The organism is Streptomyces sp. NPDC033174 (assembly GCF_055577795.1).
In genome coordinates, this window is the sequence record NZ_JBVIPQ010000002.1 from 649,685 (window position 1) to 669,273 (window position 19,589).

17 protein-coding genes and 5 tRNA genes are annotated in these 19,589 nt (G+C 69.2%); 11 read left to right on the top strand and 11 right to left on the bottom strand.

Features of this window, described 5'->3' with window-relative positions:
* Window positions 1-143: 143 nt before the first annotated feature.
* The gene (locus ACZ5VC_RS09195; RefSeq protein WP_469119439.1) at window positions 144-1,727 is read left to right on the top strand and encodes an acyl-CoA carboxylase subunit beta; all 1,584 of its coding nucleotides are present in this window, start codon (window positions 144-146) and stop codon (window positions 1,725-1,727) included.
* 12 nt (window positions 1,728-1,739) lie between these two features.
* Window positions 1,740-1,949, top strand: coding sequence for an acyl-CoA carboxylase subunit epsilon (locus ACZ5VC_RS09200; RefSeq protein ID WP_468706663.1), 210 nt, complete (start codon window positions 1,740-1,742; stop codon window positions 1,947-1,949).
* Window positions 1,950-2,136: 187 nt separating this feature from the next.
* Here ACZ5VC_RS09200 and ACZ5VC_RS09205 read toward each other — a convergent pair whose 3' ends face one another.
* The 8 genes from ACZ5VC_RS09205 to ACZ5VC_RS09240 all read right to left on the bottom strand — a co-directional run bounded on the left by ACZ5VC_RS09205 (window position 2,137) and on the right by ACZ5VC_RS09240 (window position 12,633).
* A complete protein-coding gene (locus ACZ5VC_RS09205) occupies window positions 2,137-2,718 on the bottom strand; it encodes a GTP-binding protein (protein ID WP_050791473.1) in 582 nt (193 codons plus the stop codon).
* Window positions 2,699-3,283 (bottom strand): DUF742 domain-containing protein, encoded by a 585-nt coding sequence (locus tag ACZ5VC_RS09210; protein ID WP_469119440.1) that lies wholly within the window; start codon window positions 3,281-3,283, stop codon window positions 2,699-2,701. The genes ACZ5VC_RS09205 and ACZ5VC_RS09210 overlap by 20 nt, the downstream gene beginning before the upstream one ends.
* A gap of 111 nt (window positions 3,284-3,394) precedes the next feature.
* Entirely contained in the window at window positions 3,395-3,808 is a 414-nt protein-coding gene (locus tag ACZ5VC_RS09215) for a roadblock/LC7 domain-containing protein (RefSeq protein ID WP_468707382.1), read from the bottom strand.
* Window positions 3,809-3,818: 10 nt separating this feature from the next.
* Complete coding sequence (locus ACZ5VC_RS09220) at window positions 3,819-7,073, bottom strand: sensor histidine kinase (RefSeq protein ID WP_469119441.1); 3,255 nt, start codon at window positions 7,071-7,073, stop codon at window positions 3,819-3,821.
* 348 nt (window positions 7,074-7,421) lie between these two features.
* A complete protein-coding gene (locus ACZ5VC_RS09225; protein ID WP_468706657.1) occupies window positions 7,422-8,003 on the bottom strand; it encodes a GTP-binding protein in 582 nt (193 codons plus the stop codon).
* A complete protein-coding gene (locus tag ACZ5VC_RS09230; RefSeq protein ID WP_469119442.1) occupies window positions 7,984-8,391 on the bottom strand; it encodes a DUF742 domain-containing protein in 408 nt (135 codons plus the stop codon). Before ACZ5VC_RS09230 ends, ACZ5VC_RS09225 begins: the two co-directional genes overlap by 20 nt.
* A 141-nt stretch (window positions 8,392-8,532) precedes the next feature.
* Window positions 8,533-8,946, bottom strand: coding sequence for a roadblock/LC7 domain-containing protein (locus ACZ5VC_RS09235; RefSeq protein WP_468707380.1), 414 nt, complete (start codon window positions 8,944-8,946; stop codon window positions 8,533-8,535).
* 9 nt (window positions 8,947-8,955) lie between these two features.
* Window positions 8,956-12,633 carry a sensor histidine kinase gene (locus ACZ5VC_RS09240; RefSeq protein ID WP_469119443.1) on the bottom strand — a complete coding sequence of 1,226 codons (3,678 nt, stop codon included), beginning with the start codon at window positions 12,631-12,633 and terminating at the stop codon, window positions 8,956-8,958.
* Between the two features lie 549 nt (window positions 12,634-13,182).
* Here ACZ5VC_RS09240 and ACZ5VC_RS09245 point away from each other — a divergent pair.
* The 3 genes from ACZ5VC_RS09245 (at window position 13,183) to gltX (ending at window position 15,685) form a co-directional block, all read left to right on the top strand.
* Entirely contained in the window at window positions 13,183-13,359 is a 177-nt protein-coding gene (locus tag ACZ5VC_RS09245) for a hypothetical protein (RefSeq protein WP_469119444.1), read from the top strand.
* 81 nt (window positions 13,360-13,440) lie between these two features.
* Window positions 13,441-14,217: a fumarylacetoacetate hydrolase family protein gene (locus ACZ5VC_RS09250; protein WP_469119445.1), complete on the top strand. Its 777-nt coding sequence runs from the start codon at window positions 13,441-13,443 to the stop codon at window positions 14,215-14,217.
* Window positions 14,210-15,685: a glutamate--tRNA ligase gene (gene gltX / locus ACZ5VC_RS09255; protein WP_469119446.1), complete on the top strand. Its 1,476-nt coding sequence runs from the start codon at window positions 14,210-14,212 to the stop codon at window positions 15,683-15,685. Before ACZ5VC_RS09250 ends, gltX begins: the two co-directional genes overlap by 8 nt.
* A gap of 74 nt (window positions 15,686-15,759) precedes the next feature.
* On the opposite strand, the gene ACZ5VC_RS09260 is transcribed toward gltX, so the two are convergent.
* Together ACZ5VC_RS09260 and ACZ5VC_RS09265 are read right to left on the bottom strand one after the other, a co-directional pair.
* Window positions 15,760-16,638, bottom strand: a complete 879-nt coding sequence (locus ACZ5VC_RS09260) for a hypothetical protein (RefSeq protein ID WP_469119447.1) — start codon at window positions 16,636-16,638, stop codon at window positions 15,760-15,762.
* Between the two features lie 92 nt (window positions 16,639-16,730).
* Window positions 16,731-17,171 (bottom strand): peptidase inhibitor family I36 protein, encoded by a 441-nt coding sequence (locus ACZ5VC_RS09265; RefSeq protein WP_469119448.1) that lies wholly within the window; start codon window positions 17,169-17,171, stop codon window positions 16,731-16,733.
* Window positions 17,172-17,323: 152 nt separating this feature from the next.
* On the opposite strand from ACZ5VC_RS09265, the gene ACZ5VC_RS09270 reads away from it, so the two are divergent.
* From ACZ5VC_RS09270 to ACZ5VC_RS09295, 6 genes are all read left to right on the top strand, one after another.
* Complete coding sequence (locus ACZ5VC_RS09270) at window positions 17,324-18,043, top strand: HAD family hydrolase (RefSeq protein WP_469119449.1); 720 nt, start codon at window positions 17,324-17,326, stop codon at window positions 18,041-18,043.
* A gap of 91 nt (window positions 18,044-18,134) precedes the next feature.
* A tRNA-Gln gene (locus ACZ5VC_RS09275) sits at window positions 18,135-18,206 on the top strand.
* Window positions 18,207-18,227: 21 nt separating this feature from the next.
* Window positions 18,228-18,300: transfer RNA gene (locus ACZ5VC_RS09280), tRNA-Glu, on the top strand.
* A gap of 89 nt (window positions 18,301-18,389) precedes the next feature.
* Window positions 18,390-18,462: transfer RNA gene (locus tag ACZ5VC_RS09285), tRNA-Glu, on the top strand.
* Window positions 18,463-18,494: 32 nt separating this feature from the next.
* Window positions 18,495-18,566: transfer RNA gene (locus ACZ5VC_RS09290), tRNA-Gln, on the top strand.
* 21 nt (window positions 18,567-18,587) lie between these two features.
* A tRNA-Glu gene (locus ACZ5VC_RS09295) sits at window positions 18,588-18,660 on the top strand.
* 130 nt (window positions 18,661-18,790) lie between these two features.
* Here the strand turns inward: ACZ5VC_RS09295 and ndgR are convergent.
* Entirely contained in the window at window positions 18,791-19,507 is a 717-nt protein-coding gene (ndgR, locus tag ACZ5VC_RS09300; protein WP_005311436.1) for an IclR family transcriptional regulator NdgR, read from the bottom strand.
* Window positions 19,508-19,589: the final 82 nt, after the last annotated feature.

The window sequence follows — 19,589 nt, forward strand, 5'->3', positions numbered from 1 at the left end:
GAACCTCACAAGTACGAGGGGTTCCAAGCTGTTGAGAAGTGCCGTACGCCCGCTCGTTCTGTCCAGCCCCACCAGGATTCGGCGCAGGAGACTGTGAAGAGTCGACTGCGGTTTTCCCTTGGTCGGCTTCGTAGGGTCGGTACATGACCGATGTCGAAACCATCCCGAGCGAGCCGAGTGACGCCCGAGGGCGTGTGGCCGAGCTGCACGCCCTGCGCGACGAGGCCCGGCGTGGCCCGAGTGACCGTGCGACCGAGGCCCAGCACGCCAAGGGGAAGCTCACTGCCCGTGAGCGGATCGACCTGCTGCTGGACCCGGAGTCCTTCCGTGAGGTCGAGCAGTTGCGCCGGCACCGGGCGACCGGTTTCGGGCTGGAGGCGAAGAAGCCGTACACCGACGGTGTGATCACCGGTTGGGGCACGGTGGAGGGCCGTACGGTCTTCGTGTACGCGCACGACTTCCGGATCTTCGGCGGTGCGCTGGGCGAGGCCCACGCCACGAAGATCCACAAGATCATGGACATGGCGATCGCGGCGGGCGCTCCGCTCGTGTCGCTCAACGACGGCGCGGGCGCCCGTATCCAGGAGGGCGTCTCCGCGCTCGCCGGCTACGGCGGCATCTTCCAGCGCAACACCCGTGCGTCGGGTGTGATTCCGCAGATCAGCGTGATGCTGGGCCCGTGCGCGGGTGGCGCGGCCTACAGCCCGGCGCTGACGGACTTCGTGTTCATGGTCCGCGAGACCTCGCAGATGTTCATCACGGGCCCCGATGTGGTCAAGGCGGTCACCGGCGAGGAGATCACGCAGAACGGCCTGGGCGGTGCGGATGTGCACGCCGAGACCTCGGGCGTGGCGCACTTCGCCTACGACGACGAGGAGACCTGCATCGCGGAGGTCCGCTACCTCATCTCGATGCTGCCGCAGAACAACCGCGAGAACCCGCCGACCGTGCACTCCGAGGACCCGGCCGACCGCCGCTCCGACGTGCTGCTGGACCTGGTCCCGGCCGACGGCAACCGCCCCTACGACATGCACAAGGTCATCGAGGAGCTCGTCGACGACGGCGACTACCTCGAGATCCACGAGCGCTGGGCCCGCAACATCATCTGCGCCCTGGCCCGGCTGGACGGGCAGGTCGTCGGCATCGTCGCCAACCAGCCCCAGTCCCTCGCAGGCGTTCTGGACATCGAGGCCTCGGAGAAGGCCGCCCGTTTCGTTCAGATGTGCGATGCTTTCAATATCCCGATCATCACCCTTTTGGACGTGCCCGGCTTCCTCCCCGGGGTCGACCAGGAGCACGGTGGAATCATCCGGCACGGCGCCAAGCTGCTGTACGCCTACTGCAACGCCACCGTCCCCCGGATCTCCCTGATTCTCCGCAAGGCGTACGGCGGCGCGTACATCGTCATGGACTCCCAGTCCATCGGCGCGGACCTGACGTACGCGTGGCCCACCAACGAGATCGCGGTGATGGGCGCCGAGGGCGCCGCGAACGTGATCTTCCGGAGGCAGATCGCCGAGGCCGAGGACTCGGAGGCCATGCGGGCCCGCATGGTCAAGGAGTACAAGGCCGAGCTGATGCACCCCTACTACGCGGCGGAGCGCGGACTGGTCGATGACGTCATCGACCCCGCCGAGACCCGCGAGGTCCTGATCAAGTCCCTCGCGATGCTCCGCACCAAGCACGCCGACCTGCCGTCGCGCAAGCACGGCAACCCCCCTCAGTAAGAGGAGCCCTCTGTGACCACACCTGCCACCGCCAACCTGCTCCGCGTCGAGAAGGGCCACGCCGACCCCGAGGAGCTGGCCGCCATCACCGCGGTCCTGCTCGCCCGCGCGGCTGCCCAGCCGGACGCCTCCGCCCCGGCCCACCGGGGCCGCTCCACGGCCGGCTGGCGCCGGCTGGAGCGCCAGTCCGGCTTCCGCCCCTCCCACTCCTGGCAGGGCTGACACCCACAGGACGTCCCCAGGACGCCTCTGGCCCCGTCCGGGGCCGCACGGCACCACCCGAGGCCCCCGTCTCCGTCGAGACGGGGGCCTCGGCGTGCGGGGGACCGGGGTCGACGAGACCGGAGCGGCACGAAGGCCCCGCACACCGACTCGGTGTGCGGGGCCTCGTTCATGCCAAGGGACGGAACTACCGCAGGCGGGCCATCAGAGCGTGCTCGACCAGCGTGATCAGCGCGCTCTTCGCGTCCGCGCGGTGGCGGGCGTCGGTGGTGATGATCGGAGTGTCCGGGCCGATCTGCAGAGCCTCACGGACCTCCTCCGGGTTGTACGGCTGGTGACCGTCGAAGCCGTTGAGGGCGATGACGAACGGCAGACCGGAGTTCTCGAAGTAGTCGACAGCCGGGAAGCAGTCGGCGAGCCTCCGGGTGTCCACGAGCACCACGGCGCCGATGGCGCCGCGGACCAGGTCGTCCCACATGAACCAGAAGCGGTCCTGACCGGGCGTACCGAAGAGGTACAGGATCAGGTCCTGGTCAAGGGTGATACGGCCGAAGTCCATGGCGACAGTCGTCGTCGTCTTGTCACCGGTGTGCGTCAGGTCGTCGATGCCCGCCGACGCAGACGTCATCACGGCCTCGGTACGCAGCGGGTTGATCTCCGAGACGGCGCCGACGAACGTGGTCTTGCCCACGCCGAAGCCGCCCGCCACCACGATCTTCGCGCTGGTGGTTGAGCGGGCAGCACCGCCGCTAGAGCTTGCGAAGTCCACTGAGCACCCTTTCGAGCAGTGTCACGTCTGGCTGGCCGCCGGCGGCCTCGTCGCCGCCGGGCTGGTGGATGGCGACAAGTCCGGCCTCCGCCAGGTCGGCGACGAGGATCCGGGCAACGCCGAGGGGAATGGTGAGAAGGGCCGAGATCTCGGCGACCGACTTGATCTCGAAGCACAGCCGGCAGATCCGCTGGTGCTCGGGCAACTGCCCTTGCAGCCGGGCCGGATCGGCCGTCGTGCTGACCAGCGCCTCGATGGCGAGCTGGTAACGGGGCCGCGTACGGCCGCCGGTCATGGCATACGGACGGACCAGCGGATTGTGGTTGTTCACGCCCGTCCCGGAGGCGCCGGCGCGCTCAGGAGCCCGCCGGGGAGCCCCCGACTGGATGCGGGGTGCCGCCGGCTGGCCGTAGGGCTGCGGAGACTGGGGCTGTTGATAGGGCTGCTGCGCGCCCTGTCTGCTCGGCGTGGAGGGAAAGTTGAAACGGTTCTGGCCGTTCTCACCGTTGGGCTGGTGACCACCGTCGTAACCGTTGAAAGGGCGTCCGCCCGGGGGTGTTCCCACGTTTCCTCCTCCGACTGCCGTCGCGGTCCATGTCCCTTGAAGCCGCGCCACCGCACCCTATGGTGCGATGGCGCGAAACGCACTGTCCGTCTGCTGGTTGAGAACACGCGCTCAGTTGAGCAGGCTTCCCTGGAGCTCCGCGCGAAGGTCCGGAGTGAGGACGCTGCCGGCCCGGTCGACCAGCAGCGCCATCTCGTACCCGACGAGGCCGATGTCGGCGTCGGGGTGCGCGAGGACGGCCAGCGACGAACCGTCCGAGATGGACATGAGGAAGAGGAAGCCGCGCTCCATCTCCACGACCGACTGGTTCACCGCACCCCCTTCGAAGATCCGGGACGCCCCCGCGGTCAGCGAGGTCAGTCCGGAGGCGACGGCGGCAAGCTGATCGGCGCGGTCCCGGGGGAAACCCTCGGACATCGCCAGCAGGAGTCCGTCGGCGGAGACCACCACCGTGTGGGACACCCCAGGGGTGTTGTCCACGAAGTTGGTGATCAACCAGTTCAGATTCTGCGCCGCCTGGCTCATCGGGCTCACACTAACGCTCCTGGTTGTAGGTACTACCCGGGCCGAGGCCCGATCCGTTCGTGTCCGTTCCCGCGTTGCGTCCCTGCTGGACGCCGCGGCGCAGGTTGCTCAGCCTGCCCCGTACGTCCTCCGGGGCGCGGGAGACCTGGGGGCCGCCCTGCGGGGTCTGCTCCGCCGTGCCCTCGACCAGATTGGCCTTGGGAACCCGTCGCGGAAGACCGGAGGGGGTGACCCCGCCCGCCTTCGGCTCCTTGAGCTTCTCGGCCCGCTGCCAGCGCTCGTCGTTCGTCGAGCGCCATGCCTCGGAGCCGTCCGCCTCGTTCTGCCGGTCCGACCGGACCGCCTCGGGCTGCTGCGCCGGCTTCGCCTGCGGCGCCTGCTGCTGCGGGGCCTGCGGGGTCTGCGCGGAGCTGCCGCGACGCGGAAGACCGGCGTCGGTCAGCGCGTGGCTGTTGCTCGGGGTGGGACCCGGACGGTCGAAGCCTACGCGCTCCGGAGCGTGAGCGGGAGCGCCCGGAACAGATTCCGATTCCGTCCGGTACTCCGGCTCGTAGCCACCCTGGTACGAACCCTGTCCATCCCACTCGCCCTGGTGGGAGTGTGCGTCGAACGAGGAGTCGTACTGCGGCTGTTGGGCCTCCTGGCCCTGGTACGGAGCTTCCGCATACGGGGTCTCCGCGTAGCCGCCAGCGGGGTACTCGCCGGTCTGGTACTCGCCATTCCGGTACTCGTCGTTCCGGTACTCCTCGGCGGGGTACTGGTCGTAGCCGGTCTGCTGGTAGCCACCCTGGTCGTACGCGCCCTGGGACTGGTCGTGCTGCGCGTACTCCTGGCCGTAGTCCTGCTCGTGCTGCTGCTGGACGTACGACTGCTGATCCTGGTCGAGCTCGTCGTGGTACAGCGGACGGTCACCGCCCTGCGCACGCTCCTCCAGGGCCGCACGCCGCTCCTCGCGCTGCAGCGAACGGCCGACCGGGTCGAGCTGGCGCTCGCCGCCCTGCTCCTCGTAGCGCGAGTCGTCGAAGCCGAGCTCGGCGGCGGTCCGCATCGGGGCGTTCTGCTGCGGCGCGGGCTCGAAGACCTGCTGCTCCGGGATGATCTGCGAGACCGTGAAGTCGTCCTCGGGCAGCGGCTCGCCACCGCCACCGTGGGTGATGGCGTCCGGGAGCATGACGAGCGACGTCGTACCGGCCTGCTCGCCGGAGGGGCGCAGCTGCACGCGGATGCCGTGCCGGTCGGCCAGCCGGCCGACCACGAACAGGCCCATGCGCTGCGAGACGGCGGCGTCCACGGTCGGCGGGTTGGCCAGCTTGTGGTTGATGTCCGCGAAGTCCTCGGCGGTGAGGCCGATGCCCTTGTCGTGGATCTCGACCATGACCCGGCCGTCCGGCAGACGGGTCGCGGTGACCCGGACCTTCGTCTGCGGGGAGGAGAAGGTGGTGGCGTTCTCGAGGAGCTCGGCCAGCAGGTGCACGAGGTCGGTCACGGCCTGGCCGTGGATCTCGCTCTCCGGGACGCCGGTGAGCTCGATGCGCTCGTAGGACTCCACCTCGGAGGAGGCGGCGCGGAGCACGTCCACCAGCGGCACCGGCTGGTTCCAGCGGCGGCCGGGCTCCTCGCCGGCGAGGACCAGGAGGTTCTCGCCGTTGCGGCGCATACGGGTCGCCAGGTGGTCCAGCTTGAAGAGGTTCTCCAGCTGGTCGGGGTCGGCCTCGTTGTTCTCGAGGTCGGTGATCAGCGTGAGCTGGCCCTCGATCAGCGACTGGTTGCGGCGCGAGAGGTTGGTGAAGATCGCGTTGACGTTGCCCCGCAGCATGGCCTGCTCGGCGGCGAGCCGCACGGCCTCGCGGTGAACCTGGTCGAAGGCGCGGGCGACCTCGCCGATCTCGTCCTGGGAGTCGATCGGGATGGGCTGCACACGGGTGTCGACGCGGCCGGGCTCGGTCCGGGACAGCTGGTCGACCAGCATCGGCAGGCGCTGCTCGGCGATGCTGAAGGCGGCGGTGCGCAGCTGGCGCATCGAGCGGCTCATCTGGCGGGCCATCATTCCGGCGAGGATGAAGGCGGCGAGCAGCGCGATGACGACGATGAGGCCGTTGACGATGGCGTCGGTCTTGGCGTCGTCGGAGATCTCGGCGGCCTCGTTCACCGCCTTGGTGACGAGCTCGGCCTCGACCTCGGAGTAACCGTCGAACTTGGCGGTCGCCGCGCCCATCCACGTCTGGGGCGTGACGTCCTGCTTGCGCAGGTCCTTGATGCCCTCGGCGTCCTTGGTCTGACCGATCGCGGCGGCCATGCCCCCGAAGACGGAGCCCTGGGCGTCCTGCGGCGGGTTCAGACCGGCGGCCTGGAGCCTCTTGCCGCCCTCGACGGCCTTGCCCTTCATGACTTCCTTGAGCCGCGCGGTGTCGGCCTCCGTACCACCGGACTGGTACTCGCCGAGGGCGATCTGCTCCAGGTAGTTGTACGAATTGAAGGCGACGGACTGCTGGGCGAAGACGGCATCGTCCTTGCTCGGCCGGACCAGCAGGTGCATACCGATGGAGCGCTGGAGCGACGCGGCGGCCTTGGCGAGCTGGATGGCGTAGACGGTACGGCCGTAGCTGGTGATGTTGCCGGTGCCGAGACCCAGCTCGTTGGCGAACTCCATCAGCGAGTGCTGGACCTTGACGTAGCCCTCTTCGGTCTTCACCGGGTCGGTCGCCCTGGTAAAGGCCTGACCCCGAAGGGTCTTTTCGTCCTCCGGGCTGCCGAGCAGGGGCTCGGCGTCCCTGAAGAGCTCAAGACGGCGCTCGAGACCCTGCCCGTCGGGCATGTCCTGCACGGCCAGGTCGAACTTCTTCTTGGCGGCCTCGGTGGCCGCGTAGGCCTTGAGGACGTCGGCGCTCTTGCGGTCCTCGTCGGTCTTGGCGGCGAGCAGCGGCGCGGCGGTGAGGTCGCGCTCGTTGAGCAGGGCCTGGCCGTACTCCGAGGCGGCGCGCACGATCAGCGCCGTCTTCTCGGCGTTCTGCGCCTCGCGCCAGGTGTCGATCGCACCCTTGACCTGGAAGCCGCCCATCACGAGGCCGACCAGCACGGGTATGAGGAGGATCGCGTTCAGACGGGTGGGCACCCGCCAGTTGCGCGGCGACAGCTTGCTGGAGCTGCCGGTGCCGCCGGCCTCGGATGCTCCGGGCGCGTCCGCAGGCTGCACCGCTGTGCGCGGCGGCGGGGTGAAGTTGCCCCGCGCCTGCTGCTCCGCGGAGCTTTCCTTGCTTCGCCTCACTCGACCAACAACCTCTCGGCGTCGGCACCTACGTTGTGCCGTTTTTCGTTCAGGGCCGTACTACTCGGGAGTTCATCGAATTGCAGCACGTGAAGCGGCCCCGTTCCAAACAGCAGGAAATGGCCATTTCAAGTGGTCCAGACCGCAGATAAAACGGGCATAAAGAGCGAGCCCCGCCAAAAGGCGGGGCTCATGTGAGCGCAGCGGTACGACTCGGATGCGTCGGGTGTCCGACCGCACTCAATTCTCTGTCGAAACGTTATGAACGCAGGGGCGGACCGTGTCAAACGACACAGCCCGCTCCCCTGGCGTCACTCTGGAACTACGACAACTGACGTAAATCGGCCACTATTTCAGACGGGCCATCAGAGCGTGCTCGACCAGCGTGATCAGCGCGCTCTTCGCGTCCCCGCGATGCCGGGCATCGGTGGTGATGATCGGCGCGTCGGGACCGATCTGCAGCGCCTCGCGCACCTCGTCGGGACCGTACGGCTGATGCCCGTCGAAGCCGTTGAGGGCGATGACGAACGGCAGACCGGAGTTCTCGAAGTAGTCCACCGCCGGGAAGCAGTCGGCCAGCCGGCGCGTGTCGACGAGGACGACGGCGCCGATGGCGCCGCGGACCAGGTCGTCCCACATGAACCAGAAGCGGTCCTGACCCGGCGTACCGAACAGGTAGAGGATCAGGTCCTGGTCCAGCGTGATACGGCCGAAGTCCATCGCCACCGTGGTGGTGGTCTTGTCCCCGGTGTGCGTCAGATCGTCGATTCCCGCCGACGCCGAGGTCATCACGGCCTCGGTACGCAGCGGGTTGATCTCCGAGACGGCGCCGACGAACGTCGTCTTGCCCACGCCGAAGCCGCCGGCCACCACGATCTTCGCGCTGGTGGTCGACCGGGCAGCGCCGCCGCTAGATCTTCCGAAGTCCACTGAGCACCCTTTCGAGCAGCGTCACATCCGGCGTGCCGCCGGCCTCTCCGTTCCCCGGCTGGTGGATCGCCACCATGCCCGCCTCCGCCAGGTCGGCGACGAGGATCCGGGCCACACCGAGGGGCATCGACAACAGCGCCGACACCTCGGCCACGGACTTCACCTCACGGCAGAGGTGGCAGATCCGCTGGTGCTCGGGAAGCAGCGTCCCGAGGTGGGCCGGGTCGGCCGTGGTGCTGACCAGCGCCTCGATGGCGAGCTGGTAACGCGGCCGGGTCCGGCCGCCGGTCATCGCGTACGGGCGGACCAGCGGCTGGTCGCCCTCATTTCCGTACGACGCGTCGAGCGAGACGCCGTACGGATCGTGAGAGGCGGGTGGCGGGGTCATGAATCCTCCGGGCGTGACAGCAAGATCTTCTTCGTGCCGTCTGAGAGGGCCGGTGGGGGGCCGTGGGGCGGCCGTACGGTCAGTGGGGCGGAGGCGGTGCGGAGGGGCGCACCGCCGAATGAAGCAGGTTCCTGCGGCGTACTAGTGGAGCAGGGTTCCCTGGAGCTCCGCTCGGAGATCCGGGGTGAGGACGCTGCCGGCGCGGTCGACCAGGAGCGCCATCTCGTACCCGACGAGGCCGATGTCGCACTCGGGGTGCGCCAGTACGGCGAGCGAGGATCCGTCGGAGACGGACATGAGGAAGAGGAAGCCGCGCTCCATCTCCACGACGGTCTGGGTGACCGGACCGCCCTCGAAGATCCGGGAGGCACCCGCGGTCAGCGAGGTCAGCCCGGAGGCGACGGCGGCCAACTGGTCGGCGCGGTCCCGGGGGAAACCCTCGGACATGGCGAGCAGCAGACCATCGGCGGAGACCACCACTGTGTGGGACACCCCTGGGGTGTTGTCCACGAAGTTGGTGATCAACCAGTTCAGGTTCTGCGCGGCCTGGCTCATCGGGCTCAACTATCGCTCCTGCTGGTGACTGGGGCCCGGATTGAAGCTGCCCGTGGTCGAGTTCCCCGCCTGGCGACCCTGTTGGATGCCCCGGCGGAGATTGGTCAGACGGCCGCGTACGTCATCGGGTGCACGTGAGACCTGCGGCCCGGCCGTGTTGGGCTGCTCCTGTGCGGTGCCCGGCACGAGGTTGGCGCGGGGCACACGCTTGGGCAGTCCGGAGGTGGTGATGCCGCCGGCCGCGGGCTTGCGGACCCGCTCGGCCTGGCGCACCAGCTCGTCATTGGGTGAACTGCGCCATGCGGCGGTGCTGGGGTTGGCCGCCTCGGGGGCGGGCCGCCGCTGCGCGGGAGCCGAGGGACGCTCCGCCTTGGGCTGCGGAACGACCGGCGTACGCATGGTCTGTTCGGCCGCCGACTCGCCGCCGCCCTGACCGTGGAACCAGTTGGTCTCCAGCGTGTCGTACAGCGGCGTACGCCCGTCACCGGCGCCGGACGCCGGAGGCAGGGCCTCGGGCTGGGACTGCGGGCCCGGGTTGCCGGCCGGCGGACGCGGCGCACCGAAGTCGGCGCTGTCGCGGCCGCGCTGACGCGGCGCCGGGGCCTGACCCGGGCCGGGCAGCTGCGGGCTGTTGAAGTCCGGACGCGGGAACTGGGCCGTGGCCGCGGGGTCCTGCTGACCCTGCTGCTGCGGCTGGTTCGGGTACGGGGGAGCCGGGCGGGGGGTGTGCAGGTCCGGCCGGGGGAACTGGCCGGTGGCGCCGAGGTCGGGGTCCTCGTGACCGCGCGGCGCGTCCAGCGGCGTCATGTTCTGCGGCTGGACCGGGCGGGGCTGCGCCTGCTGCCGACGGGGTGCCACCGGCTGGTCGGAACCCCAGCTGGTGGTCTGCGGGCGCTGCTGTCCCGACGGTCCGCCGGGCAGTTCGGCGCGCGGACCGGCCGGCGGAAGCGGCTGCTGGCGGCCGCGGTCGCCCTGGCCGGGAGCGGACTGCTGGAAGCCGTTCTGGCCCGGGCGGGAGCCCTGGTCGCGGGAGGGACGGCCCTGCCCGGCGGGGCCGGGCTGACCACCCTGGTTACCGGCCTGGTTGCCCGACTGGTTGGTGGGCTGGTTCTGGTTCTGGTTCTGCCAGACGTCGTTGCGCGTCGGGATGCCGCCCTGCCCACCGCCCTGCGCGCCGCCGCCGAAGCCACCGGCCACACCGGCGCCCTGACGCTGGGGGTCCTGCGCGGGACCGGACTGGGGGCTGCCCTGCGGTCCGCCGCCGGGGCGTCCGCCGCCGTCACGGCCGGGCAGCGCGGCACGCGGCCCGTTGCCCGAGCCGACCTGACCGCGCGGCGCACCGGCGCCGGCACCGAGCAGACCGCCGGAGGGAGCTCCGCCGGGACCGCCGGCGCCACCGGGGCCGCCCGGCAGACCGGGACGGCCGCCACCGGCCGCACCGGGACCGCCCGGCAGACGTCCGCCGGGAGCCGACGGGCCGCCCTGCGGTCCACCGGCCTGGGCACCGCCCGCACCCGGCATGGCCGGGGGCTTCTTGCCGCCGTGGGCGACGTCGACGGGCAGCATGACGAGCGCGGTGGTGCCGCCGGAGTCCGACGGGCGCAGCTGGATCCTGATGCCGTGTCGCAGGGACAGGCGGCCGACCACGAACAGACCCATGCGGCGGGAGACCGAGACGTCCACGGTGGGCGGCGACGCGAGCCGCTCGTTGATCGCGGCGAGGTCCTCGGGGGAGAGGCCGATGCCGGTGTCGTGGATCTCGACGAGGACACGTCCGTCGGGCAGCGCGTGACCGGTCACCCGGACCTTGGTCTGCGGCGAGGAGAACGACGTCGCGTTCTCCAGCAGCTCGGCGAGCAGGTGCACGAGGTCGTTGACCACACGGCCGGCGACCTCGGTCGCCGGGACGGAGGCCAGCTCGATGCGCTCGTACTGCTCCACCTCGGAGGCGGCGGCACGCAGCACGTCGACCAGGGGCACGGGGCGGGTCCAGCGGCGGCCGGGCTCCTCGCCCGCGAGGACGAGGAGGTTCTCGCCGTTCCGGCGCATACGGGTCGCGAGGTGGTCCAGCTTGAAGAGGGAGGACAGCTGGTCCGGGTCCGCCTCGCGGGACTCCAGCTCGGAGATGAGCGAGAGCTGACGCTGGATGAGGCCCTGGGAGCGACGCGAGAGGTTGGTGAACATCGCGTTGACGTTGCCCCGGAGCAGGGCCTGCTCGGCGGCGAGGCGGACCGCCTCGCGGTGCACGTCGTCGAAGGCCGCGGCCACCTGGCCGATCTCGTCCCGGGAGTGCACACCGACGGACTCCACCGAGGTGTCGACGTCCTGCGGGTCGGCCTCGGAGAGCTGCTTGACGAGCTCGGGCAGCCGGTCCTGGGCGACCTTGGTGGCGGTGTCCTGGAGGCGGCGCAGCGAGCGGATCATGGACCGGGCCACGACGAAGGCGCCGACGAGCGAGACGCCGAGGACGAAGAGGATCAGCGCACCGTTGATGATCGCGTCGCGCTGCGACTCGGCCCGCAGCTCACGGGCCTTGCTGTCCATCTGGCCCAGCAGGTGGGTCTCGATCCGGTTCATGGCCTGGATCTTGGTGCTGTACTCGTCGGTCCAGTCCAGGTAACCGCGGGGCTCCCGGTCGGCCAGACCCTTGGGGCTGCTCAGCACCCGGTCGGCGTACTTGTCCGCCGAGTCGATCGTCGGGTTGCTGCTGTTCAGCGAGGCCAGGAGCTCGGTGGGGTTGCCGCCCATGCTCTCGTACGTGGCGTTGAAGGCACCCAGCTGCGCCTTCTCGCTGGAGCGCGCGGCGGCCGCGTAGAGGCGGTCCTGGAGCTGGAGGTTGCCCTGCCCGTCGGTGGGGCTCTTCGGCAGCGCGGCGGCGATGATCGCCTGCTGGATGGAGGCGTACTCCTTGGCGGCCGAGAACGCGGCCAGCGCACGGGTCCGCTTGATCATCTCCGGGTTGCTGGTCGCCTGCGCCATGTCCTGCGAGAGGCTCAGCAGCGAGTCGATCAGCCGGCTGTACGCCTCGACGGTCTGCGAGTTCGAGATGTTCTTCTTGTACGCGTTCTGACGGATCTCGCCCAGGGTGACGACCTGCGTGGCGATCTGGCTGGCGTTGGCGCGGATGGACTGCAGGGCCTCGTCGCCCTGGGCGTCACCGATCTCCTCGGTGGCGTCGAGGAACGCCCGCTGAGCCTTGTCCGTCTTGTCGCGCGGCGTGGAGACGCTGTAGTCCGACGGCGTGGCGCCGTGCGACAGCGGACCCGCGGAGAGGTCGCGCTCCGTCTGGAGCGCCTGCGCGAGCTGCGTCGCCTCCTTGGTCATCTTCGTCAGCAGCTGCATGTGCTCCAGCTGCTGCATGTCGTTCAAGGAGTCGTTGATGCGGATGCCGCCCAGGGTGGTCGCGGCGACCACGGGGAGCGTCAGCAGGGAGACCAGACGCGTGCTGATGCGCCAGTTGCGCAGCGCTATTCGCGAACCGGTCTCGGACGGACCACGGGGCTTCGGGGGCGCGGTGGGCTCGGCCGCGCCGGCCTTCGTCGCGCCCGAGGGGCGGTCCGAATTCTCGCCGGCCGCCGGTCCCTGACCCTGGTTCTGGGTGTGCTGGGCCGAGGAGCCGCGGTCGGTCCCGCCGCGCGGCTCCTGTTCCGCCGCAGCGCTGCCATCCCTCTTGAAACGTCCCTGCACTAGCGTCGCAACCTCTGGACCAGGCGTCCTCCGCGTAAACGGAATGGACGGTGTCGGCGTCGTGGAGCGCGGGCGCGCGCCCCATGGTGGTCGTCAGTGACCGGCGCAGATCCCCCTTCCCCGCCGCTCACTCGGCGCTGCGTTGCGCCACCTGCGCGCCGGCCTGAAACCCGCGGCGGTGCGTGGAATTCCAGCACAGTGCCGGATCTCCAACAAGGGCCGTGTCCCGGACCACCACCGGCATAACACCCCGTGAACATCGCGTCACGCCATGTGGAGCGCGTTTTCGGAGGAATCGGACGTATCCCTACGAGTCATCGAGGGGACGGTGGTGTCCCAGTCGCCATGATCAGGAGCGGAATGATGGCTTCGGCTATGCAATGTCCGATTCCGGGCCCGTGGGCGACTATCCGTATTGCCCGGTTTGCCCACCAGTTGGTGAGCAAACTCACACGTAGATCGTTGCGTCTTCCATGCATTCGAAGGGAATTGAATGTTTAGCCTGGCGCTTTACAAACGCGCCTCTCACGACAAGGTCTGACACCAGCGATGAAGACGACGATGCTGCTCCGCAACATAGCCAACCCGCGCCGCACCACGCTGGCGCACCTGGAGGACGCCGAGCAGCTGGAGCGGGGCGCGCGCCCCGAGCACGCCGACGAGCTTCCCGCCCAGACCGCCAACCCGCGCCGCACCATACTGATCGACGCCCCCGTCGCACCGTAAAGCGCGAGGCGGGCCGCCCCTCGGGCGTTAGCCTGGAGCGTCAGACTCCAGCCAGCCAGTAAGTGAGGGGCGACAGCACTCGTGCGCATCGCCAGGTTCTCCATCGACGGCAATGTCGCCTTCGGCGCGGTCGAGGGCGAAAGCCCCGACAGCCTCGTCCTCGACATCATCAAGGGCATCCCGTACGGCGACTTCGAACTCTCCGGCACCAAGGTCCCGCTGAGCAAGGTCCGCCTCCTGCCGCCCGTGCTCCCCAACAAGGTCGTGGCCATCGGCCGCAACTACGCGGAGCACGCGGCAGAGCTCGGGAACGAGGTGCCCGAGGTCCCCGTCGCCTTCTTCAAGCCCACCACCTCGGTGATCGGCTCCGGCGACGCGATCGAGTACCCGTCCTTCTCCAGCGAACTGCACCACGAGGCGGAACTGGCCGTCGTCATCGGCCGCATGTGCCGCGAGGTCCCGCGCGAGCGCGTCAAGGACGTCATCTTCGGCTACACCTGCGCCAATGACGTCACCGCCCGCGACGCCCAGCAGCGCGAGAAGCAGTGGGCGCGGGCCAAGGGCTTCGACACCTCCTGCCCGCTGGGCCCCTGGGTGGAGACCGACCTCGACCCGGCCGACCTCACCATCCAGGCCACGGTCAACGGGGAACAGCGCCAGCTGGGTCGTACGAGCGACATGATCCGCTCCATCGAGGACCTGGTCGTCCACATCACCGAGGCCATGACGCTGCTCCCCGGAGACGTCATCCTCACCGGCACCCCCGCCGGGGTCGGCCCCCTCAACGTCGGCGACGAGGTCGCCGTCACCATCGAAGGCATCGGCACTCTCACCAACAAGGTGATCAAGCGTGGCTAACGCGAACATCCGCGTCCGTTTCTGTCCCTCCCCGACCGGCAACCCCCACGTGGGCCTGGTCCGCACCGCCCTCTTCAACTGGGCCTTCGCCCGGCACAACCAGGGCACCATGGTCTTCCGGATCGAGGACACCGACGCGGCCCGCGACTCCGAGGAGTCGTACAACCAGCTCCTCGACTCGCTGCGCTGGCTCGGCCTCGACTGGGACGAGGGCCCCGAGGTCGGCGGCCCCCACGCCCCGTACCGCCAGTCCCAGCGGATGGACCTGTACAAGGACGTCGCCGAGAAGCTGATGGTCGGCGGCTACGCCTACGAGTGCTTCTGCACCGCCGTCGAGCTGGAGGCCCGGCGCGACGCCGCCCGCCTGGCCGGCAAGCCCTCGGGTTACGACGGCACCTGCCGCAACCTCAGCGCCGAGCGCATCGAGCGGTACAAGTCCGAGGGCCGCGAGGCCATCGTCCGCTTCCGTATGCCCGACGAGCCGATCACCTTCACCGACCTGGTCCGCGGCGAGCTCACCTTCACCCCGGACAACGTCCCGGACTACGGCATCGTCCGCGCCAACGGCGCCCCGCTGTACACCCTCGTCAACCCGGTCGACGACGCGCTGATGGAGATCACGCACGTCCTGCGCGGCGAGGACCTCCTCTCCTCCACCCCGCGCCAGATCGCGCTCTACAAGGCGCTGATCGAGCTGGGCATCGCCAAGGAGATCCCGTCCTTCGGTCATCTGCCGTACGTGATGGGCGAGGGCAACAAGAAGCTCTCCAAGCGCGACCCGCAGGCCTCCCTCAACATCTACCGCGAGCGCGGCTTCCTCCCCGAGGGCCTGCTGAACTACCTCTCGCTCCTCGGCTGGTCCTTCTCGGCCGACCAGGACCTCTTCACCATCGAGGAGATGGTGTCGAAGTTCGACATCGCCGACGTCAACGCCAACCCGGCCCGCTTCGACCTCAAGAAGGCCGAGTCGATCAACGCGGACCACATCCGCCGCCTCGACGTGAAGGCCTTCACCGAGGCGTGCGAGCCCTGGCTCCGCGCCCCGCAAGCCAACTGGGCCCCGGAGGACTTCGACCGGACGGCCTGGGAGGCGATCGCCCCGCACGCCCAGACCCGGGTCACCGTCCTCTCGGACATCACCGCCAACGTCGACTTCCTCTTCCTGCCCGAGCCGGTCTTCGACCAGCCCTCGTGGGACAAGGCGATGAAGGGCGAGCCGGCCGCGCTGCTCACCACCGCCCGCGCCAAGCTGGAGTCCGCGGACTGGAACGACCCCGAGTCCCTCAAGAACGCGGTCCTGGCCGCCGGCGAGGAGCACGGCCTGAAGCTCGGCAAGGCCCAGGCCCCGGTCCGCGTCGCGGTCACCGGCCGCACGGTCGGCCTGCCGCTCTTCGAGTCCCTGGAGATCCTGGGCAAGGAGAAGACCCTGGCCCGCATCGACGCGGCGCTGGCGAAGCTGGCCGGCTAGTCGGTCCGGTACGCCGACGAGGCCCGGTCCCCGAGAGGGGCCGGGCCTTCGCGTTCCGCGCGGGGGCGGGGGACTCATCCCCCGGCGAGGATCCTCCGGGCCGCCGCGACCTTCTTATGGTGCAGATCCCGGAGCTTCCGCAGCGCCGCGGCGTCCTTGGCGATCATCGCCTTCTGGACTCCCGACTCCGCGGTGAACCACACGTCCAGCAGACCGGTGCTTCGCTTGCAGGCGACGTCGGCCTTGGCGGTCGCCTTTTCCTGCGCCGTCAGCGGACCTTCGCTGAAGTTCTTCACGTTGAACGGGTCCCGCGGGGAGCCGTAGGCGAACCCGCTTTTCTTCATGCAGGCCGACCACTTCTTGAAGACGGTCTGCACTTCGGGCACAAGCATCGATTTCTGATAGCTCAGCGCCGATATCCTGCTCGCCGTCCCGGCGCCTTCCGGATAGGCGTAGTCCTTGCCAAGCTTATTCTTGGCCTGTCCGATGCATCCGTCTTCCGGAATCTTCATTCCCCGGTATTCAAGGGGTCCGGACTTCCCTTCGGCCCCTTGCCTCCCGAACAGCACAGTGCGCTCGTCCTTGCCGAGCTGCATACGCCGGGGCGGGGCGCCGGAGGAATCCAGATGGTAGCCAAAACGAAGGGCGCTGCTTTCCTCCGACAAGCCGTACCTGCGATCTGCGACCGGCGGCGCGGCGGACGGCTTCGGCGGCTTGTAGGCCAGCGAATATCGCTCCATGCACGTACTCGCCAGCAGGTTCTCGGCCGCTTCGATGGACGCGTACTCGGCGTTGGTGTAGCTGTACGCGGCGATGGGCAGCCGCGAAGTGTAGTCCCGCTCGGATGCGGCGGATTCCTTGGCGCGGCCCGCCCCGGGCGGCTGCCCGCCGTCCCCCTGCGGTCCCTGCGCCGTGCATCCGACCAGGGCGAACAGGGCCAGCGCGGGTGTCACCAAACGTCTCATCAGGCTGCTTCCACTGCGGAGCCCCGCGTGGGCCGTGGCCTTCACGCGGGGCTGACGTGCAAAGAGGGAACGGCTACCCGTCAGTTGAACTTGTAGCAGTTCGAACCGGACGCGCCGAAGGCGAACGAGGCGTTCTCGTTGTACGTGTTCACCAGCTGGTTGGCGACGGTGTACGCCGCGATGGTGTCACACGGGCCGTTCCAGCCGCTGTTGTAGAAGATCGTGGTGGGGGCGCCACTGCCGTTGTAGAAAGAGGCAGCGCCATTCTTGACCGGCGAACCCTTACCGGCTCCGTCGCCCAGGAACGTGTAGCCCGCGAGGTCCTTGACGCTGCCGTTGATACCGCCGGTACCGGTGAAAGTCGTACGCGAGCCGTTCTGGCCGGTGTTGTACCAGAAGGTTCCGCAGCTGGCGTCCCCGGTGCAGTAAATGCCGACCGAGGCCTGGGCCGGGCTGACGCTGAAGGCCAGGGCGGCCGCAGCGGGAAGTGCGACGGCCATGGCGCGCCGAATGTTGGTCACGAATTCCTCCAGGAACCTTGATCGCCAGAGTGGCGGACGGAGTGTAGGCGGATGACGAGTCAGTAAGTCAACACGAATGAAGTGGAGCTCCGGATTCCAATAGGAATGCCTTATTCCGGATAAGCGCCGCGGTTTCGCGTACGGTCGTAGGCATGGCCATCAGAGCGGTCCTGTGGGACATCGACGACACCCTCTTCGACTACGCCCGCGCCGACACCACGGGGATGCGCGCCCATCTCGCCGCCGAGGGCCTGCTGGCGCGGTACGGCACCGCCGAGGAGGCGCTCGTCCGCTGGAAGGAGCTCACCGTCGTCCACTGGCGGCGCTTCGAGGCCGGCGGCGTCCTCTTCGAGGAGCAGCGGCGCGATCGCGTGCGCGACTTCCTGGCCGCGCCCGGGCTGAGCGACGGCGAGGCCGACGACTGGTTCACCCGGTACCTCGCGCACTACGAGTCCGCCTGGGAGCTCTTCCCGGACGCGGTGCCCGCGCTGGACCTCCTCGACGGCTACCGCCATGCGGTGCTCTCCAATTCGTCCCTGCTCAACCAGGAGCGCAAGCTCCGCACCCTGGGGGTCTGGGACCGGTTCGAGGTCGTCCTGTGCGCCGCCGAGCTGGGCGTCGCCAAGCCGGCCGCGGAGGCCTTCCGCGCCGCCTGCGCGGCGCTGTCCCTGGAGCCGCACGAGGTCGCCTACGTCGGCGACCAGCCCGACATCGACGCGCGCGGAGCGGTCGAGGCGGGCCTCACCGGAATCTGGCTGGACCGGGCCGGCCTCGGCGGCCGTCCCGAGCTGACCAGCATCACGGGCCTGGAGCAGCTTCCCGGCCTGCTCTGGCCGGGAACCCGTTTTGGAGCGCCGGACACCTTCGGGTAATGTTCTTCCTGCGCCGAGGGAAGCGGGAGACCATCCCAGAATCCGAAGCGCACAACCCGAACAAAAACCCCCACCGGGGGTTGCGTTTTGGTGGCCTATGGTGTAATTGGCAGCACGACTGATTCTGGTTCAGTTAGTCTAGGTTCGAGTCCTGGTAGGCCAGCTCGCAGAGCTCATCTGCAACGCCCCCGTTGTGTAGCGGCCTAGCACGCTGCCCTCTCAAGGCAGTAGCGCCGGTTCGAATCCGGTCGGGGGTACAGATCCATCCTGCGGAACACCAGGGTCGCACCCGGTGATCATGCGGTGACATCACCCGGCACTTCATGTGCCGGGTGGGATCGCTAGGGCCCCCGTTGTGTAGCGGCCTAGCACGCCGCCCTCTCAAGGCGGTAGCGCCGGTTCGAATCCGGTCGGGGGTACTGGTTCAAACCAATATTGGTCTAAACCACCATGGCCTATGGTGTAATTGGCAACACTACGGTTTCTGGTACCGTCATTCTAGGTTCGAGTCCTGGTAGGCCAGCTCGCAGAGCTCATCTGCAAGGCCCCCGTTGTGTAGCGGCCTAGCACGCCGCCCTCTCAAGGCGGTAGCGCCGGTTCGAATCCGGTCGGGGGTACACGTACGAGGAAGCCCTCCCCAGCAGGGGAGGGCTTCCTCGTTTTCGTTGTTCGTCGTGAGCCCAACTCCGGCCCACCGCTGCGGCGTTGAAGCGGTGACCCGGAGGGGGAAGGAGTGACGGCGGACGGTCAGCCGTTGCGGCGCAGCGCCTCGGAGAGGCGGGCGGCCGCGTCGATCACCGCTTGGGCGTGCATACGGCCCGGGTGGCGGGTCAGGCGCTCGATCGGGCCCGACACCGACACGGCGGCCACCACGCGGTTGGACGGGCCGCGTACGGGCGCCGAGACGGACGCGACGCCCGGCTCCCGCTCGCCGATCGACTGGGCCCAGCCGCGGCGCCGTACGCCCGACAGGGCCGTCGCCGTGAAGCGGGCACCCTGAAGACCGCGGTGGAGCCGCTCGGGCTCCTCCCAGGCCATCAGGATCTGCGCCGAGGAGCCGGCCTTCATCGTGAGGGTGGAGCCGACCGGCACGGTGTCCCGCAGTCCGGACAGTCGCTCCGCCGCGGCGACGCAGATGCGCATGTCGCCCTGGCGCCGGTAGAGCTGCGCGCTCTCGCCGGTCACATCACGGAGGTGGGTCAGTACCGGTCCCGCCGTGGCCAGCAGGCGGTCCTCACCGGCCGCGGCGGCGAGCTCCGCCAGCCGCGGTCCGAGGATGAACCGGCCCTGCATGTCCCTCGCCACCATCCGGTGGTGTTCCAGTGCCACGGCAAGGCGATGTGCCGTGGGTCGTGCGAGCCCTGTCGCCGCGACCAGCCCGGCGAGGGTGGCCGGACCGGACTCCAGTGCGCTCAATACCAGAGCTGCCTTGTCGAGAACGCCGACGCCGCTAGAGTTGTCCATGCAACGATACTCGCGTCTCACTCTGTGAAACGCAAGTTCAATTTCGCCGGTAACTTGCGACCCTGGAGGAGCGGCCGCACAA

What these genes read in the sequence shown, in the direction of transcription:
- ACZ5VC_RS09195 (WP_469119439.1), top strand. Translation starts at nt 144, where the DNA reads ATGACCGATGTCGAAACCATCCCGAGCGAGCCGAGTGACGCCCGAGGG.
- ACZ5VC_RS09215 (WP_468707382.1), bottom strand. Translation starts at nt 3,808, where the DNA reads ATGAGCCAGGCGGCGCAGAATCTGAACTGGTTGATCACCAACTTCGTG.
- ACZ5VC_RS09230 (WP_469119442.1), bottom strand. Translation starts at nt 8,391, where the DNA reads ATGACCCCGCCACCCGCCTCTCACGATCCGTACGGCGTCTCGCTCGAC.
- ACZ5VC_RS09235 (WP_468707380.1), bottom strand. Translation starts at nt 8,946, where the DNA reads ATGAGCCAGGCCGCGCAGAACCTGAACTGGTTGATCACCAACTTCGTG.
- ACZ5VC_RS09245 (WP_469119444.1), top strand. Translation starts at nt 13,183, where the DNA reads ATGAAGACGACGATGCTGCTCCGCAACATAGCCAACCCGCGCCGCACC.
- ACZ5VC_RS09270 (WP_469119449.1), top strand. Translation starts at nt 17,324, where the DNA reads ATGGCCATCAGAGCGGTCCTGTGGGACATCGACGACACCCTCTTCGAC.
- ndgR (WP_005311436.1), bottom strand. Translation starts at nt 19,507, where the DNA reads ATGGACAACTCTAGCGGCGTCGGCGTTCTCGACAAGGCAGCTCTGGTA.